The sequence below is a fragment of the Virgibacillus oceani genome (assembly GCF_041521345.1).
Taxonomy (GTDB): Bacteria; Bacillota; Bacilli; order Bacillales; family Amphibacillaceae; genus Virgibacillus_N; species Virgibacillus_N oceani_A.
In genome coordinates, this window is sequence record NZ_JBGOHB010000025.1 from 32283 (window position 1) to 47192 (window position 14910).

Below are 14910 nucleotides of genomic sequence, written 5' to 3' on the forward strand. Positions count from 1 at the left end.
TTTAAGCACTTCCAACTCTTGTAAGTTACCTTGTTGATAACTTAATCACTTTATTGGTCATAAAAAATTTAGCAAAGCCCCCCATAATGTATTCTCTTATATTGCCAATAAAATCCTCATGCCTATTCAGTCATTGATTGAACATTTGGTTATTGAACTTTACTTAAATAATATGTTGTTCTCCCTGCAAATAAACTAAACTTATTTCATCTATTCTATCACGAATATCCTGTCTCTCCCCTATTTGCTGCAGCTTATTATCAGCCCTTTTCAACGCACATCTTGCTTGCTCTCTTTCCCCCATTTTAAACTGAATTTCAGATAATGAACACAAGCCTTCAATTACATGCAAATCCTGTTTCTTTTCTTTAAAGATTTGAATTGCTGTTAATACGTAATGTCCTGCTTTATCATAATAACCCAAATATTCATGGGAAATTCCCAACATATGATGGACTCTTCCTTTCATGTATTCTGAAGAATTAGACTCAAGATAATATAGAAGTTCGTAAGCTATATCAAGCGTGCGGTCATGATTTTTCTTGTTGGCATATGTTAAAGCTAAGTTGTATCCGACGCGAACAAATAAACTTCTATCTGCAATAAGAGGGATATGCTTAATGGTATGAAAAGCATTATGAAAATGCTTAAAGGCTTTATTTTCCCGGTCTTGATCTAAAAAAATCATACCGAGCGAATTTGCTATACCAATGTCGGTTTCTGTGATCAAATTATCCGGGATAATATCTAATAGGTGCTGTTTGGCCTTGGGGATATTACCTTCTACTTTAAGGATCAGAATTGCTTTATGCCACACAAGATATTTCTCAATATCTGTGTTCATATAATGAGAATCTTTTTCTGTTTCTATCCCAGCCTCTTGAATAAGACTTTCCAGAGCAACATATTCCTTCTTGTAAACAAATTCACGGCACAGTTGCTTTACACGATTTACATATTTTATATGATTGCTTGACAATGGTTGAAAAATATAATGCGCTGGAATATTTAACCGGGAGCAGAGTCTATAAACGAGTTCAATCCCTGCACCTTGTCCATGTTTTTCAATTCTAAGAAGGGTGCGTTTATCGCAAATACCCTCAGCAAGTTCTTCACGTGTCATTCCCCGTAAACCACGATAATATAAAATATTCTCTCCAATTCTTTCAGGAATATTATCAAACATTAAATCCCCCTTTTAGAAATATTCACATTTTGAAATAAAAGTGACATAAGTGACACTCGAAGTTCAAATTTTCTACCTTTAAAATAAAACTAGTCACCTAGATTAATTATACATGTAATCATTATAAGATTGAAGGGAGAAAGGAGTGTTGAATTTATTGAAAAGATCTATTGTTGTTTTCGGAGCATGTATTATTCTGATTGGCGCTGCTTTTAATACTACCTACATGATTAGTGAAACGGACGAAGGTAAAATGTATGAAATTTACAATGAAGTAGATCCAGATGATGGGAAGCATATCGGAGGGGAGCATTAGTACAAATGGATCAACTGCAATTCATGTTTCATCCTCCGTACAGCCCGTAACTGAATTCAATAGAAGTTTTATGGGCTGGTTGAAAAAATCGATAATCTATAACGTGTTTTATAGTTCTGTTGAACTAATCAGTGAAGCTTTTCAATCTTTCATCACAGTGGTCAATAAGTCAAGAGGAAGTCAGGAGACTACTTTACAGTAAATTGTAAATTATTTGTCAAATATATAATGCAAGGAGGAATTCAGATGAAGAAAATAGTTGGTTTGTTAGTAGTATTATTAAGTTTATTTATATTCTCTGTCAGTATAAGCGCTGCAGAAAAAGAGTCAAACAATGATAACGATGTTTATATTAATGAGTATGAAGCTCTAAAACAGTTATCTAAAAATAGTTCAAGCCAATTAATGAACATGGGATATAGCAAAGATGAAATTAAAGTTATTCAGAATTTAGAAGAAGAATATGCTAATCACTTAAAGTCTTATAGCAAACTTAGTGATAATGAATTAGATAACCTAGGTTATTCAGAGGGCCAAATTGATTTGCTAAGAACCTATAAGGGAACAGAAGAAGAAACTATTAGACTAGCAGCAACTTTAAATCTTAGACTCAATGCACATTATGTGACTCATAACAGTTCTACAAATAGAACTAATGCAAGGTTGGGATTTACTTGGACCTGGAGTGGGGTTCCAGTATTTAAAACGACTGATATAATTGGAGTTTCTTGGAATGACTGGTCTGTTACTGGTAGTCGTGCGTCTGTAACATATGTGCCTCAAACTGGAGCACCAGGAACTCGGTATGGAACCGGGACTATATTATCAAATAGTGGACCAAATTCTGCTGGTAGAGGTGTAAGAATTTCTATGACACAAGATGATAACTATTGGTGGGCTCGTTCAGGAAGTGGCCATTTTGATTTAAGAGGTAATAGCGCTAATAGAAAGGACTTATCAGCCTATGCAGCTTATGGGCACACTACTCTCAGCATTAGTCCTGGATTTTCCATACCAGGTTATGGATCAATAAACTTTAACTGGGGAATGCAAACTGTAGCACAAGCGTGGGAAGATGCGCGTGTGTCAAATTAACCCTAATTAAAATAATATATTGTTTAACTGACCCTTAAAATTAGTTTATACCTAGTTTTAAGAGGATTTTTCTGGTAGAATAATTTAAAATTATATTTGTTTAACTGCAAATATTCATATTATTCAATGGGAATTTTGAGTATTTATTTAAAATAGAAAGGAGTTAAAAACTTGAAAGCGATACTTATAACAGTAATTTGTAGTTATGTATTTATATTTATTATAGGTGGCAACGTTGGTTTCTTATTCCCAGGGGTTGATAATAACCCTAGTACAAGTTATTTTGGTCCAGTATATATGGGGTTTATTTTTTTAAGTGTATTAATTGTAGCTTGCACATTATATATAGTTGATTGTATTAAAAAGTTAAATAAAAATAAAGATTAGCAATAAAATTTATAAGTTGTGTACTCTAATATTTTTCGTTTAATATGATACGCCACAATGAGTGGATGAATTTTAAATTGCGTCAAAATGATTCTACAGCACAACCACCTAAAACAATCATACTATTAAAATAGTTACGAAACAATTACACTTTCATTATAGGTTTAAATAATTATAAAGGAAGATTTAAGGGGGACAATATGATTTGGTAAAGATAAGGAATAATTTTATTTCACGGCTATCATTAACACGCTAATTAGACGCTTATTAAGAAGAGCACTCAAAGTAGAGAAAGTAAGAAAAATGCCTTTTTCATATAATCATATAAATGGATTACACCGAAAAGTTGATTGGGGATTAAGAAGTATCTCTATGATTATCCTTTTATTTTTCCTTGGGTACATAATAAGTAATTCTAATATTTCAATTTACTTAATTGTTATTGTAGTAGTCCTTTTAACCGTTTGTGATTACATCGTTAGAGCATTTTTTGAGTGGAAATACTCAGAAGAACCAAAGCAATCTATTTTAACAATAACTGGACGCTTTTGGTAGTAATTGCTACTGTAATAGTTGTAATTATAACTTACTTGGTCTAACTTTATAATTTACTCTTTTGAGATGTCTTGGTTATATGTATATAAGCACAAGAGTTCATAATACGGAGGTAAGAAATGTTTGAAGAACAGCTTCAAATCACGGTAGACCCGTGGGCAAATTGGGTGTATGCTGAAAACGGTTTGAATGGAGCATTACTTGTACTGTTTGTAGCTCTTTTACAGCAAGGGATTATTTGGTGGGTACATAAAACAAAAGAATCAAAAGTAGAAAACATAACTGGATTCTATTTTAAGTCTATGGTCAATAATGAACATAGAACCGGTGCATTGATAAAAGTTATTGGAGTCTCTGCACTTATTTACTTATTTTATTTGCTTAGTTTTGTATTTACATCAGAAATTATGCTGCCACTTTATATTGTATCTCATGTGCTAATTACTTTAACCATATTTAATGAAACAATTGCCATCATTATAGCTGCTTTTCTGTTTTCGAATAAAAATGATACCGGTCGATCACTTCACTTGAAAGTTTATAAAGTGATGACGTTATTGGGTATTATTTATTTTGCTGGTTACTTTTTCGTTTACAGCAATTTTATCATTCTGGCAAGTGCGTGGATATCATTGTTACTAGGCGTTCTTTCTTATTTAGAATTAAAAATACGAAAGAAGGTAATTTTTAGATGAAATATCTTAGCCTGATTGGCAGTTAATACAGAAATCACAAATGAAATCAACAATATTTCATTACTTAATAATTCCTATTCTAACCTATGAAGGGATCTTAAATAATGGGGGAAAGTCAACAATGGGTTGTAAGCTAAATTACGATCCATTCTTTGCCTTTTAAAAAGGAGGCTCCAAATGAATAAAGTCAGTTACTTTATGATCGCAATTCCTTTTTATACAACCTTAACCAGCATTATTTTCTTTTTCATTAATTACTTTTTCACCTTTGAAAACCAGTTTTACCGGTTATCAACAATTGTTACTGTCCTTTTAATTAATCTATTTATCACCAAAATTACGTTTGATAACATATTGCCTTCTGTAAGAAGATAATAATGGAGATTTATATGAAGAATGAAATCTTACGCAAAATTAATCTTTAGTTCACATCTTCTTTTTATTTATTACAGCAGTATGGACTGAAAAAAGACTAACAGGAGTGATAAAAATGAAACTAAAGTTTAGACCTTTTATTCATGTGGTTTCATTTATAATTATTTTTGCGACTTTATTCCTTATAGCGAGCAGCATAGCGGACCTATTTTTCTATAATAGAGCCCTCTCTTTCTTTGTAGGCGTAATTTCACTCCTGTTAGCATTTATATTTTCATTGGTACTTAGCAGAATCTTCACTGATTGGTTAGAAGACTTGGCTAAAAGAAAATAATTATTTTTATGCTGATCCACTGAAAAACAAACATGGCACTGACAGTAGTTTTCAATTACTCGCCCAACTCTTTTCAAAATAATCCTTGACAACGGCAATGCTTCACCCATATAATAGTCAGTAATTTAAAAAGTAAATCTCTTATCAAGAGTGGTGGAGGGAATAGGCCCTGTGAAGCCCGGCAACCTGAAGACAAGTGACACTTGCTTTTCTGGTGCTAAATCCTACAGATCAAGTCCGATCTGGAAGATAAGAGGAGGACCGGTTACATAACGCCCTCTTCTTAGGAAGAGGGCTTTTTCATTGTACTCCTCTTCCTCCAGATAGCATCAATAGTTGAGGATAACTTAAAAAAACAAACTCAAGGAGGAATTTATCATGTCTCATTTTCATTACCAAAAACCAGAAACAGTATTACTTCACGGTGGCCAGGAGGTTGATCCTGCCACAGGTTCACGTGCTGTGCCAATCTATCAAACGACATCCTATGTTTTCCGTGACACGGAGCATGCCCAAAATTTATTTGGACTCGCGGAGCCGGGAAATATTTACAGCCGCATTATGAATCCTACTGTTGGTGCTTTTGAAGAGCGGGTGGCTCAGCTGGAAGACGGGGTTGCTGCAGTGGCCACTGCTTCCGGGATGGCTGCGATCACTTATGCCATTTTAAATGTAGCTTCCAGCGGAGATGAAATCATTGCAGACAGCAATCTGTACGGGGGAACCTATAACCTGTTCGTTCATACATTGCCACGTTATGGCATCAACGTAAAATTGGTTGATGGCACAAATATAGAAGAAATTGAATCGGCAATCACCGACAAAACGAAAGCTATTTTTGGCGAAATCATTACAAACCCGAGCCTTTACATTTTTGATGTGGAAAATGTAGCTGAAGTAGCGCACGAACACGGCATTCCGTTAATCATTGACAACACTTTTGCCCCGCTTTCCAAACCATTTCATTGGGGGGCGGATATTATCGTCCACTCCGCAACGAAATGGATTGGCGGCCATGGTACTTCTATTGGTGGTGTTGTCATTGATGGCGGCAAATTTCAATGGGACAATGGGAAATTCCCCGGCTTTACCGAACCGGATGAAAGCTATAATGGACTACGGTTTGCTGATGTAGGGGCTGCAGCTTTTGCTACCAAATTGCGGGTACAGCTACTAAGAGATACCGGTGCTTCTTTAAGTCCGCAAAATGCATTTCAATTTTTACAAGGGCTGGAAACATTGCATTTACGGATTGAACGTCACAATGAGAATGCACTGGAAACAGCAAAATATTTAGAGAAACATCCTGCTGTTGCATGGGTGAATTATCCCGGCCTGAAAGAGCATCCATCCCATGACCTGGCGAAGAAGTACTTGCGTGGTGGATTTGGCTCCATCATTACGTTTGGCATTAAGGGCGGCAGAGAAGCAGGAAGAAAATTAATTGACAATATTGAGCTATGGTCCCATGTCGCCAACGTGGGAGATGCGAAATCACTGATTATCCATCCTGCTTCCACGACGCATCAGCAGTTAAATGAGGAACAGCTCGCTTCCACCGGTGTAACAGAGGAACTTGTACGGCTTTCTGTTGGACTGGAATCGGCACAGGACATTCTCTTCACACTGGATCAGGGCATTGCCAAGGCAACCGGTGAAGAAGCGGTATTCGAGGTATCAGAAGAAGATGCTTCTAACTGGTTATTCTCATCTCCATTCGATCGAAGTGAAGGTGCTCCAAGGCAAAAAGTAATTGCCCTTGCAGAGGCAAACAAAGCCGGGGACACTGCAGCAAAACTGCAATCATTCGGGTTTAAGCTCGTATCTATCGGAGAATCTGCTGATGATTCCTATTCAAACATAGTAGAGGAGCCTCAGGTTGATGCGGTTTGGATCAATGGAACAGAGCTGCCAGCAGGCACCATCGAGCAATTTATTAATAAACAGGGAAAAGTACTGCTCGTGGAACAGCCTGAAGGAAATGAGGAAACAATAGATCACGCACGGGCTGCGGGGATTACAGTAATTACAGGGAAAAACCCTTTTGACGAAGTTGCACGTTTACGCAGCGGACAGTAAACGTAGTAGCTGCTAACAAATAAAGCTATTAATGGAGGAGGCATACACCAGTCTGTAACAGTGTATGCCTTCTTCTTATTTTTCTCGTTACATGCTGACATAAAAATTAATGCTCTACCGTTATTCTCCCGTTATTTGTTCTCAGTCTAATTTCATGATCTCCATCTCCGATCATCGTATCCCAGTCTGAATTACCGAAAACCGTGATCCTTCCATTATCTGTCCGGGCATCAATGACCGCATTTGTCGGTTCACTTTCTGTCTGAACTGTAATCCTGCCATTATCTGTTTCCAGATTCAAATCACGATCCAAATCTCCAACAGCAAGTGAAATGGCTCCATTATTTGATCTACTTTCAATATCTCCTTCTACATGATGCAATTCAATTTTACCGTTGGCCGTGCTTACATTTGTTGTTTCAGCCAATATCCTATCTAATCCGACGCTCCCATTATCGTTTTCTACCCGTATTTCTTTCACGGACAGATCTTCTGCCCGAAATGCTCCATTATTCATATCTGCGGTGAGAATTTGATAACTTTTCTCAGGCAGATATATATTCAGCCCTGGTGAAGCTGAAAAGAGATCCATTCGAAAAAATCTCCATTTCTCTTCAACTTGGATTGCTAAGGTATCCCCTTCTGTTTCGACCGAAAAGTTTGGTTCATCCCTTGCCGTTACCACCCCTTCCAAACTGACTGTGGCCTGTGCTGCATCCGTCGGGAAAATATTTACGCTGCCATTATCTATTTGAATATCAATTCTTTCTATATTTGCTGCATCAACTTCTCTTTCCTCAGTAAGCGTCATTTCTTCATTCAGGCTGAAAGTTAAAATAGCTCCTATAACGCCAACAACGATTAACAATAATGCAATCAAGGAAACCTTTTTTACATTAAGCATCCTTCATCCCTCCTTTGACAAGCCTGGTATTAAAGTGTAAATACCGTACAAACCCTTTCGAAAACACCCGGGTTACATACAGCATGCCGATCAAGAGAATTAACCCCACCCCTAATAGGGCGATGGAGGTAAATACATCAAACCATAAAAACAATCCAGGTGAAGTAAGTGCTTGAATGAGTACGAGCGGCAGGGCAGTTATAAATGCAAAAGCTGTGATCCAGCCGGCAAAAATTATCCCGAGCAGTGCAATAAATGGTCCAAGTACAAAGACTAAATTAAAAAATCCCAAACCAACTGTTGCCCAGACTGCCCGGAATATATTTCCTGCTGAAGAAACATGGTCAACTTGTTCAAGATAATAAGCAGCCTTCATCTCCTTGGCAATCTGCTGGGGAGAGCCAAGTGCTTCCGAAATTTCCTCCTCTGTCTTTCCGCCTTCCTTTCCAATCGAAAAATGTTCCTCAAAATCCATGATAATATCTTCTCTTTCTGATTCAGGCAGCTTATGCAATCCTGATTTAAGCTCTGCTAAAAATTGTTTTTCATTCATCAAGCGCACCCTCCTTAATCACTTCATTTACGCCGGCGGAAAATGTAATCCACTCACTCCGCAGCTGCATTAAATAATCCCTTCCCTTGTCCGTAAGACTGTAATATTTCCGGGAAGGGCCTTCCTTGGATTCCTGCAAATAGGTCGTAAAATATCCTTCCTTTGCCAGCCGTCTTAATAATGGGTATACGGAGCCTTCCGATACGGCAATTCTCTCGGAAATTTTTTGTACAAGCTCATAGCCGTACCGGTCTTGTTTATCCAAAAGCACCAGCACACATAGTTCCAGAACACCTTTTTTAAATTGTATATTCATGTGTCCTTGCTCCTTTACTTTTTCACTACTATACATTGTACAGTACTGTAATTATTATTATACATAAACTACTGTATTATGCAAGGTACTACATAAAATTAATTACGATTTTTTATAAATCAAAGGACTAACCCTGTTACAGGTTTACTTTTCAATATTGTTGGAAAAATTATAAATGGTACACTTTATGGTAACGGCTGTTGATCTCTTTACAAAAAAAATTACGTTGCGCATTGTGCCCCAGATTGTGGAAACCCTTTAGAAAATACTTTCTTAAATCAACTATACATGAGACAATGAAGGGTATGAACATATACTATTTATCAACAGCCAGGTGTGATTGACGTGAAGAAAAAGTTATATATTACTGCTGTTATTGCATGCTTATTAATTGGTACATCCATTTTATTTTTTATAAACGAGCCAAGGATCGATTTTGAGAACATAACGCTTGAAGAAGATGAGGAAGAAATCATGCAAGAGAATGGTGAAAAACATCAGGCAGAACCAGTGGATGGAGAAGGTCAGCCTGAGGAAGAAGAAAACGAAGGAGAAAATACACAGGATCAGTTACAGGGTGCTTTGTCTGAAGCAGTGAATGCAACGGTTGATTTCTTATCCAGCAGAAGATTAAACATCCTTGCCATAGGTGACTCCTTAACGCAAGGGGTTGGTGACAGCCGGGAACAAGGTGGCTATGTAGGCCTTTTAGAGCGTTCCATTAATGCGGAGGAGGAGCTGGTTACCTTTGAAAACTTAGGTGTACGGGGGAACCGCAGTGATCAGCTTTTGGCAAGACTGGAAGATCCGGAAGTAGAAGAGGCTATAGGGCAGGCGGATATTATACTCGTAACGATTGGTGCCAATGATGTAATGAGCGTGCTCAGAGAAAATATAACAAATTTGCAGATACAGGATTTCATCCATGAAAATGGGCTTTATGAAGAAAGACTTTATGAGATCTTTTCAAGAATGGAAGAAATCAATCCCCGTTCAAATATATTTTTACTCGGCTTTTTTAATCCGTTTGACAAATACTTTCAAGATATTTCCGAACTAAACATGATTGTAAATGAGTGGAATGAAACCGGAGAAACAGTTTCCGATGATTTTGATTCGATGACGTTTATACCCATTGAAGATTTATTTGAGGATCATGATGAGGAATTATTCGCAGCGGATAATTTTCATCCAAATGATGAAGGCTACCGTAGAATAGCACAGCGTGTTTTGGATTATTTGACAGATGAAGAAGGATGATAACAATGGCGAACAGGTCAGATAAAAGAATGAAGAGAAATAAATGGAAGCGGTCCTTCTTTATCTTGCTGGGATTTAATAGCCTGCTGCTTCTTGTCGTTGCCGGATTAATTTTTTGGCCAGTGTCCGAGACGGATTATTCCACGATACAAAGTGAAATTCCGTATGAAAGCTCGGAGTTTGTCGTAAGAACGACAAAGGATAATTTAAATGATCTGGTGAACGCTTATATAGAGCAAGTCTCGGCCGGAAGCAATCATAGTTATCATATAAACTTGGATGAGGATGTACATTTGATGGGAGAACTGCCCGTATTTTCCTCTACCGTCCCTCTATCCGTTCATTTTGAACCCATTGTCCAGGAAAATGGGGATTTAATTTTACAGCAGCGTTCGATCTCCGTCGGCTTATTAGAACTGCCCAACCAGCGTATTATGGAATATATGAAACGCCATTTGCCGATGCCGGAATGGGTAAGTATTAATCCGAATGAAGAAGAGATTTACGTTGCAGTAACTGATATGGATATCCGCAGTAACTTTGTCGTAGGTGTAGAGCATATTGATCTAGAAGGGAATAATCTGGCTTTTAAAATCAATGTGCCATACCGAACACTTGGGATCGACCTGGAAGGATTTGAGACCGGACAATGATAGATGTCCGGTTTTTCTTGAAACAGTGATAATTCCCCTATACTATTTTATTCATACACTTCCATCATTTTCCCAATCTTGTCCTTCATTGTTTCAACCAGGTGCTCCGGCTCCAGCACTTTTGCCTTGTGTCCCCATGTCAAAATCCAATTAATTAATCCATCCGATAATTTGGCTTTGGTGGACAGGATAAAATGCTCCTCTCCTTCTGCTTTAATATCCGCATCGCGTCCAAATCTATCCAAGACGACGTTCACGAGATCATTATGAAAGCGGACCTTGATCCGGATTTCTTCGCCGGCAAACATATGAAAGCTTTGATTGACATAACTTTGCAGATTGAAATCTTCTTTTTTAAATTTTTTATCATAAATACTTATATTCCGCATACGGTCAAGCCGGTAATGCCTTACTTCATCCGTTCTGCGGAAACGGCCAATCAAATAATAGTAATCATTTTGCCAAATCAATGCATAGGGGTCAACAAAATAAATTTCCCCATCACGATTGTACTCAAAATCCTTGTCTATATTGAACTTTCCGTATTGATAGGCCAATACTTTTTGATCCGAGATAGCCCGGTGAACAAAGTCAATATTCAGCTTCACCTGCTCATAATCCATATTTGCCGACTGACTGAACAGAATTGGCTCAGGCAATGTCTTGGCAATTTGCCTGCTAGTTAATTGTTTTACCTTTTTTATCAGCTTCTTTTTTTCATTGGTGGTGACAAATCGAGCAGACAAAATGGCATCAATAATCAAGCGGAGCTGGTACGTTTCAAACAGCCTGGACTGATGACTGTAAAGAATCTTTCCATATTTTCCGTCATTCCGCATGATTTCAAAATCAATTTTATCCAAAATTTCCAGATCGCGTTTAATTGTCCGGTGATCAATCGGCTTGTCCGGAATGAATTGACGCAGTTTTTCAGCTATTTCGTTGATTCCCAGTTCATGCTGTTCATCGGTTTCTTCAAATAATAATTCCCTCAATTTTAATAATCGGTAGTTACTGCCTTTTTCCATGTTCAGCTCACTCCCCTGATATTCAGCCGTTATATGTATGTATATTTAACATGTAAAAGATTTGAGGCTGGAAAAAATAGGAACATCCAGCCATTTTTTCAGAAAACCGGCAATTTTACCTGGTAACCATTATTTCGTTTTTTCCAAAAGCATGATTGTCTTTGTAATCCTTGAGATCCGCTTTATCTTCTTTCTGGAGCAATGTATTTGTATAGCCGGAAAGCTTTCCTTTATATAATAGCTTTAGCTGTTTATGTGAGCGTATATCAGCCGGTGTAACAAAACAGGCCGGTTTGGAAAACTTAAATATCTCTGTGTCTTCTGTTACCGTTGCTACAAACTGTGAACAAAAAAAGGCACATTTCCGGTTAATTTCAATTTGCAGCAAGATACCAAACAGGCCAATAAAATTATATTTATAATGATTGCTTTCGGCTTGAATTTCCTTTATCTTACGAAAAATAGTCTCACACTCTTCTGCTGATACGCTACAACTGTAAATTTCACAAACAGCATTTTTCAGGAAATCACAATTTATATTTTCTTTCACAAATCCGCCGATAAAAGGATTTTTTTCATTTTTTCTGCCAAAACTGTAAACTTCCTGCAATGCTTCATCAAAACCGACGGAAACATGATTGTATGAATGCCCGGTAATTTGATTAATTACTTTTGCCAGCAAACTCCCCGTATCTGTAAAAAGAAAATAAATTTCTTTTTCCTTCACTACCTTTCTCTCCCTCCCCATTTAATTTCCCCTTATGTTCTACTATATTAGAAAACTTGTCATTCGCCAAGGATTTTCGGTGCATGCCTTAGTTGTATTTATGCAGACAAGGGAAGCTTGCAATTTCTTATCTGCCAAAAAAGCGCAAATATACAAGTTAAATTTTACGCTTTTTCCGTTGATATTGACGAAACCCAATAAATGCCGTAAGCTAGCGTTGGTACAATTTTTTAATGGAGGCTTACTAACGGATGATCAATGTAACGAATGTTAGTTTACGATATGGTGATAAAAAGTTATTTGAAGATGTTAATCTGAAATTCACACCCGGCAACTGCTATGGTTTGATCGGTGCCAATGGTGCCGGTAAATCCACCTTTCTTAAAGTGCTGTCCGGTGAGGTTGAGCCGCAAACGGGATCGGTATCCCTTTCCAGCGGTGAACGAATTGCCGTCTTGAAACAGGACCATTTTGCCTATGAAGCATCTCAAGTCCTGGAAACAGTGCTAATGGGCCACGAAAAATTATATGCTGTCAAGCAGGAAAAAGACGCCATTTACATGAAAGGTGATTTTTCCGAAGAAGATGGCATGCGGGCTGCAGAACTCGAAGGCGAATTTGCCGAAATGAATGGCTGGGAAGCTGAGTCGGATGCTGCGATTCTTTTAAAAGGGCTTGGTATTCCTGAATCTCGTCATGATTTGCAAATGGCTGACTTATCTAACGATGAAAAAGTAAAGGTCCTCCTTGCCCAGTCGTTATTCGGGAATCCGGATATTTTACTTTTGGATGAGCCGACAAACGGCCTGGATATCCATGCTATTCAATGGTTGGAAGAGTTTCTGATTAACTTTGAAAACACAGTTATTGTTGTTTCTCATGATAGACACTTTTTAAATAAAGTATGCACACACATCGCGGATGTTGACTTTGGAAAAATTGAAATTTATATTGGCAACTATGATTTCTGGTATGAATCCAGTCAGCTGGCTTCAAAAATGGCACAGCAGGAAAATAAGAAAAAGGAAGAGAAAATTAAAGAACTGCAGACGTTCATCGCCAGGTTTAGTGCTAATGCGTCCAAATCAAAACAGGCAACATCCCGGAAGAAAATGCTGGATAATATTTCGCTTGATGATATTAAACCATCATCGCGGAAATATCCGTACATTGCTTTTCAGCCCGAACGTGAAATTGGCAATGATCTGCTTCGTGTAGAGGGACTGACCAAGACAATCGGCGGCAAAAAAGTATTGGATAATATTAGTTTTACAATGAATAAGGATGACAAAATTGCTCTCTTAGGAAAAGACGATATAGTCAAAACGACATTGTTCAAAATTTTGATGGGCGAGATGGAGCCGGATGCCGGCACATATAAATGGGGCGTTACGACATCCCAGTCCTATTTTCCAAAGGATAATGCGGCTTATTTCGAAAATAATGATATGCCGCTTGTAGACTGGCTGCGTCAATATTCGCCGGACGATGAAACGGAAACATTCCTGCGCGGTTTCCTGGGAAGAATGCTGTTTTCCGGGGAAGAAGCATTGAAGAAAGCTCGTGTCCTGTCAGGTGGAGAAAAGGTGCGCTGCATGCTGTCGAAAATGATGCTCTCCAATGCCAATGTGCTGTTATTGGATGAGCCGACAAACCACCTGGATCTCGAATCGATTCAGTCATTGAATAATGGGCTGATCAAATTTAAAGGTTCGATTCTGTTTACGTCACATGACCATCAATTTGTGGAAACAATCGCGAACAGACTGATCGAAATCACACCGAATGGCATCATCGACAAAGAAATGAGCTACAATGAATATGTAGCAGATGAAAAACTGCAGAAACAAGTGGATGAAATGTATGCGAGTTAAAAGAAGAGCGCTCTGTTAAGGGCGCTTTTTTGCTGGGTGGAAAAATTTATCATGTGTTTTCTGATCATGCGTGCACCGCTCCATTTTTCCAACTCAACTATGATCTCCTTTACCTTCGTTTCCGATAATCCTGTACGATTCTTTTATGCACATGATTTATAACGGAGCCCTGCTTTGGTATAATAAGTGTATAACGTAATGGAAGTATGTAATATGTCCATTCCCGAAAAAATCATAAAAGAATTTGACATGTTGAGTGAACAATAAAGGCAAAAGGTACTCGATAAAATCAAGGCAAAATATATGGCTACGGATGTTATATTATTGGCGAAAATAACTCCTGGTGGGATAACGGGGAGATTGACATATACAATGAGCAGTAAAATGAAGCAAGGTGATGTTGGGTTGGCAGATGTTCTTTTTAAAGGAACACGTCAAACTAAGCAGCGCCCTGTTATTATTGTTGGATATGAGTTCGTTCTGGATGTAGATGCCATTATTGCACTAATTACCAGCCAGGAACCAAGAATTCAATTTGACATTGTATTGAAGTATTAGAAAGAAGTCGGATTG

General features: G+C 37.8%; 17 protein-coding genes and 1 riboswitch. Of the genes, 11 read left to right on the top strand and 6 right to left on the bottom strand.

Translation table 11 applies throughout. From position 1 onward, the window contains the following. Nucleotides 1-163: 163 nt before the first annotated feature. Nucleotides 164-1186, bottom strand: a complete 1023-nt coding sequence (locus ACDX78_RS16735) for a transcriptional regulator (RefSeq protein ID WP_486029302.1) — start codon at nt 1184-1186, stop codon at nt 164-166. Nucleotides 1187-1334: 148 nt separating this feature from the next. On the opposite strand from ACDX78_RS16735, the gene ACDX78_RS16740 reads away from it, so the two are divergent. The 7 genes from ACDX78_RS16740 (at nt 1335) to ACDX78_RS16770 (ending at nt 7022) form a co-directional block, all read left to right on the top strand. Further along, nucleotides 1335-1502, top strand: coding sequence for a hypothetical protein (locus tag ACDX78_RS16740; protein WP_486029303.1), 168 nt, complete (start codon nt 1335-1337; stop codon nt 1500-1502). Nucleotides 1503-1748: 246 nt separating this feature from the next. Next, the gene (locus ACDX78_RS16745) at nt 1749-2597 is read left to right on the top strand and encodes a hypothetical protein (RefSeq protein WP_486029304.1); all 849 of its coding nucleotides are present in this window, start codon (nt 1749-1751) and stop codon (nt 2595-2597) included. Nucleotides 2598-2768: 171 nt separating this feature from the next. Next, the gene (locus ACDX78_RS16750; RefSeq protein ID WP_486029305.1) at nt 2769-2984 is read left to right on the top strand and encodes a hypothetical protein; all 216 of its coding nucleotides are present in this window, start codon (nt 2769-2771) and stop codon (nt 2982-2984) included. Between the two features lie 303 nt (nt 2985-3287). Continuing rightward, nucleotides 3288-3539 carry a DUF4181 domain-containing protein gene (locus ACDX78_RS16755; RefSeq protein WP_486029306.1) on the top strand — a complete coding sequence of 84 codons (252 nt, stop codon included), beginning with the start codon at nt 3288-3290 and terminating at the stop codon, nt 3537-3539. A 119-nt stretch (nt 3540-3658) separates the two neighbouring features. Next, nucleotides 3659-4234 carry a hypothetical protein gene (locus tag ACDX78_RS16760; protein ID WP_486029307.1) on the top strand — a complete coding sequence of 192 codons (576 nt, stop codon included), beginning with the start codon at nt 3659-3661 and terminating at the stop codon, nt 4232-4234. Nucleotides 4235-4411: 177 nt separating this feature from the next. After that, nucleotides 4412-4609, top strand: a complete 198-nt coding sequence (locus ACDX78_RS16765) for a hypothetical protein (RefSeq protein WP_486029308.1) — start codon at nt 4412-4414, stop codon at nt 4607-4609. Between the two features lie 472 nt (nt 4610-5081). After that, a riboswitch (SAM riboswitch) is annotated at nt 5082-5199 on the top strand. A gap of 122 nt (nt 5200-5321) precedes the next feature. After that, nucleotides 5322-7022 carry an O-acetylhomoserine aminocarboxypropyltransferase/cysteine synthase family protein gene (locus tag ACDX78_RS16770; RefSeq protein WP_486029309.1) on the top strand — a complete coding sequence of 567 codons (1701 nt, stop codon included), beginning with the start codon at nt 5322-5324 and terminating at the stop codon, nt 7020-7022. A gap of 106 nt (nt 7023-7128) precedes the next feature. Here the strand turns inward: ACDX78_RS16770 and ACDX78_RS16775 are convergent, their stop codons facing one another. Genes ACDX78_RS16775 through ACDX78_RS16785 form a run of 3 tightly spaced genes read right to left on the bottom strand, consistent with a single transcriptional unit; the run spans nt 7129 to nt 8795 of the window. Beyond that, nucleotides 7129-7926, bottom strand: coding sequence for a DUF4097 family beta strand repeat-containing protein (locus ACDX78_RS16775; RefSeq protein ID WP_486029310.1), 798 nt, complete (start codon nt 7924-7926; stop codon nt 7129-7131). Further along, nucleotides 7919-8479, bottom strand: a complete 561-nt coding sequence (locus ACDX78_RS16780) for an HAAS signaling domain-containing protein (protein ID WP_486029311.1) — start codon at nt 8477-8479, stop codon at nt 7919-7921. Before ACDX78_RS16780 ends, ACDX78_RS16775 begins: the two co-directional genes overlap by 8 nt. Further along, the gene (locus tag ACDX78_RS16785; RefSeq protein ID WP_486029312.1) at nt 8472-8795 is read right to left on the bottom strand and encodes a PadR family transcriptional regulator; all 324 of its coding nucleotides are present in this window, start codon (nt 8793-8795) and stop codon (nt 8472-8474) included. The genes ACDX78_RS16780 and ACDX78_RS16785 overlap by 8 nt, the downstream gene beginning before the upstream one ends. Nucleotides 8796-9140: 345 nt before the next feature. Between ACDX78_RS16785 and ACDX78_RS16790 the strand changes: the two genes are divergently transcribed. Then, the gene (locus tag ACDX78_RS16790; protein WP_486029313.1) at nt 9141-10055 is read left to right on the top strand and encodes an SGNH/GDSL hydrolase family protein; all 915 of its coding nucleotides are present in this window, start codon (nt 9141-9143) and stop codon (nt 10053-10055) included. Between the two features lie 5 nt (nt 10056-10060). Then, complete coding sequence (locus ACDX78_RS16795) at nt 10061-10708, top strand: YpmS family protein (protein ID WP_486029314.1); 648 nt, start codon at nt 10061-10063, stop codon at nt 10706-10708. A 47-nt stretch (nt 10709-10755) separates the two neighbouring features. Here ACDX78_RS16795 and ACDX78_RS16800 read toward each other — a convergent pair whose 3' ends face one another. Next, nucleotides 10756-11736 carry a helix-turn-helix transcriptional regulator gene (locus ACDX78_RS16800; RefSeq protein ID WP_486029315.1) on the bottom strand — a complete coding sequence of 327 codons (981 nt, stop codon included), beginning with the start codon at nt 11734-11736 and terminating at the stop codon, nt 10756-10758. A gap of 115 nt (nt 11737-11851) precedes the next feature. Beyond that, entirely contained in the window at nt 11852-12484 is a 633-nt protein-coding gene (locus ACDX78_RS16805) for a hypothetical protein (protein WP_486029316.1), read from the bottom strand. A 230-nt stretch (nt 12485-12714) separates the two neighbouring features. Between ACDX78_RS16805 and ACDX78_RS16810 the strand changes: the two genes are divergently transcribed. Then, nucleotides 12715-14337, top strand: a complete 1623-nt coding sequence (locus ACDX78_RS16810) for an ABC-F family ATP-binding cassette domain-containing protein (RefSeq protein ID WP_486029317.1) — start codon at nt 12715-12717, stop codon at nt 14335-14337. A 324-nt stretch (nt 14338-14661) separates the two neighbouring features. Continuing rightward, on the top strand, nt 14662-14895 hold the full coding sequence (locus ACDX78_RS16815) for a hypothetical protein (protein WP_486029318.1): 234 nt from the start codon (nt 14662-14664) through the stop codon (nt 14893-14895). The last annotated feature ends 15 nt before the right edge of the window (nt 14896-14910 follow it).

What these genes read in the sequence shown, in the direction of transcription:
- ACDX78_RS16795 (WP_486029314.1), top strand. Translation starts at nt 10,061, where the DNA reads ATGGCGAACAGGTCAGATAAAAGAATGAAGAGAAATAAATGGAAGCGG.
- ACDX78_RS16775 (WP_486029310.1), bottom strand. Translation starts at nt 7,926, where the DNA reads ATGCTTAATGTAAAAAAGGTTTCCTTGATTGCATTATTGTTAATCGTT.
- ACDX78_RS16765 (WP_486029308.1), top strand. Translation starts at nt 4,412, where the DNA reads ATGAATAAAGTCAGTTACTTTATGATCGCAATTCCTTTTTATACAACC.
- ACDX78_RS16745 (WP_486029304.1), top strand. Translation starts at nt 1,749, where the DNA reads ATGAAGAAAATAGTTGGTTTGTTAGTAGTATTATTAAGTTTATTTATA.
- ACDX78_RS16755 (WP_486029306.1), top strand. Translation starts at nt 3,288, where the DNA reads ATGCCTTTTTCATATAATCATATAAATGGATTACACCGAAAAGTTGAT.
- ACDX78_RS16800 (WP_486029315.1), bottom strand. Translation starts at nt 11,736, where the DNA reads ATGGAAAAAGGCAGTAACTACCGATTATTAAAATTGAGGGAATTATTA.
- ACDX78_RS16760 (WP_486029307.1), top strand. Translation starts at nt 3,659, where the DNA reads ATGTTTGAAGAACAGCTTCAAATCACGGTAGACCCGTGGGCAAATTGG.
- ACDX78_RS16735 (WP_486029302.1), bottom strand. Translation starts at nt 1,186, where the DNA reads ATGTTTGATAATATTCCTGAAAGAATTGGAGAGAATATTTTATATTAT.
- ACDX78_RS16805 (WP_486029316.1), bottom strand. Translation starts at nt 12,484, where the DNA reads ATGGGGAGGGAGAGAAAGGTAGTGAAGGAAAAAGAAATTTATTTTCTT.
- ACDX78_RS16770 (WP_486029309.1), top strand. Translation starts at nt 5,322, where the DNA reads ATGTCTCATTTTCATTACCAAAAACCAGAAACAGTATTACTTCACGGT.
- ACDX78_RS16780 (WP_486029311.1), bottom strand. Translation starts at nt 8,479, where the DNA reads ATGAATGAAAAACAATTTTTAGCAGAGCTTAAATCAGGATTGCATAAG.
- ACDX78_RS16810 (WP_486029317.1), top strand. Translation starts at nt 12,715, where the DNA reads ATGATCAATGTAACGAATGTTAGTTTACGATATGGTGATAAAAAGTTA.
- ACDX78_RS16785 (WP_486029312.1), bottom strand. Translation starts at nt 8,795, where the DNA reads ATGAATATACAATTTAAAAAAGGTGTTCTGGAACTATGTGTGCTGGTG.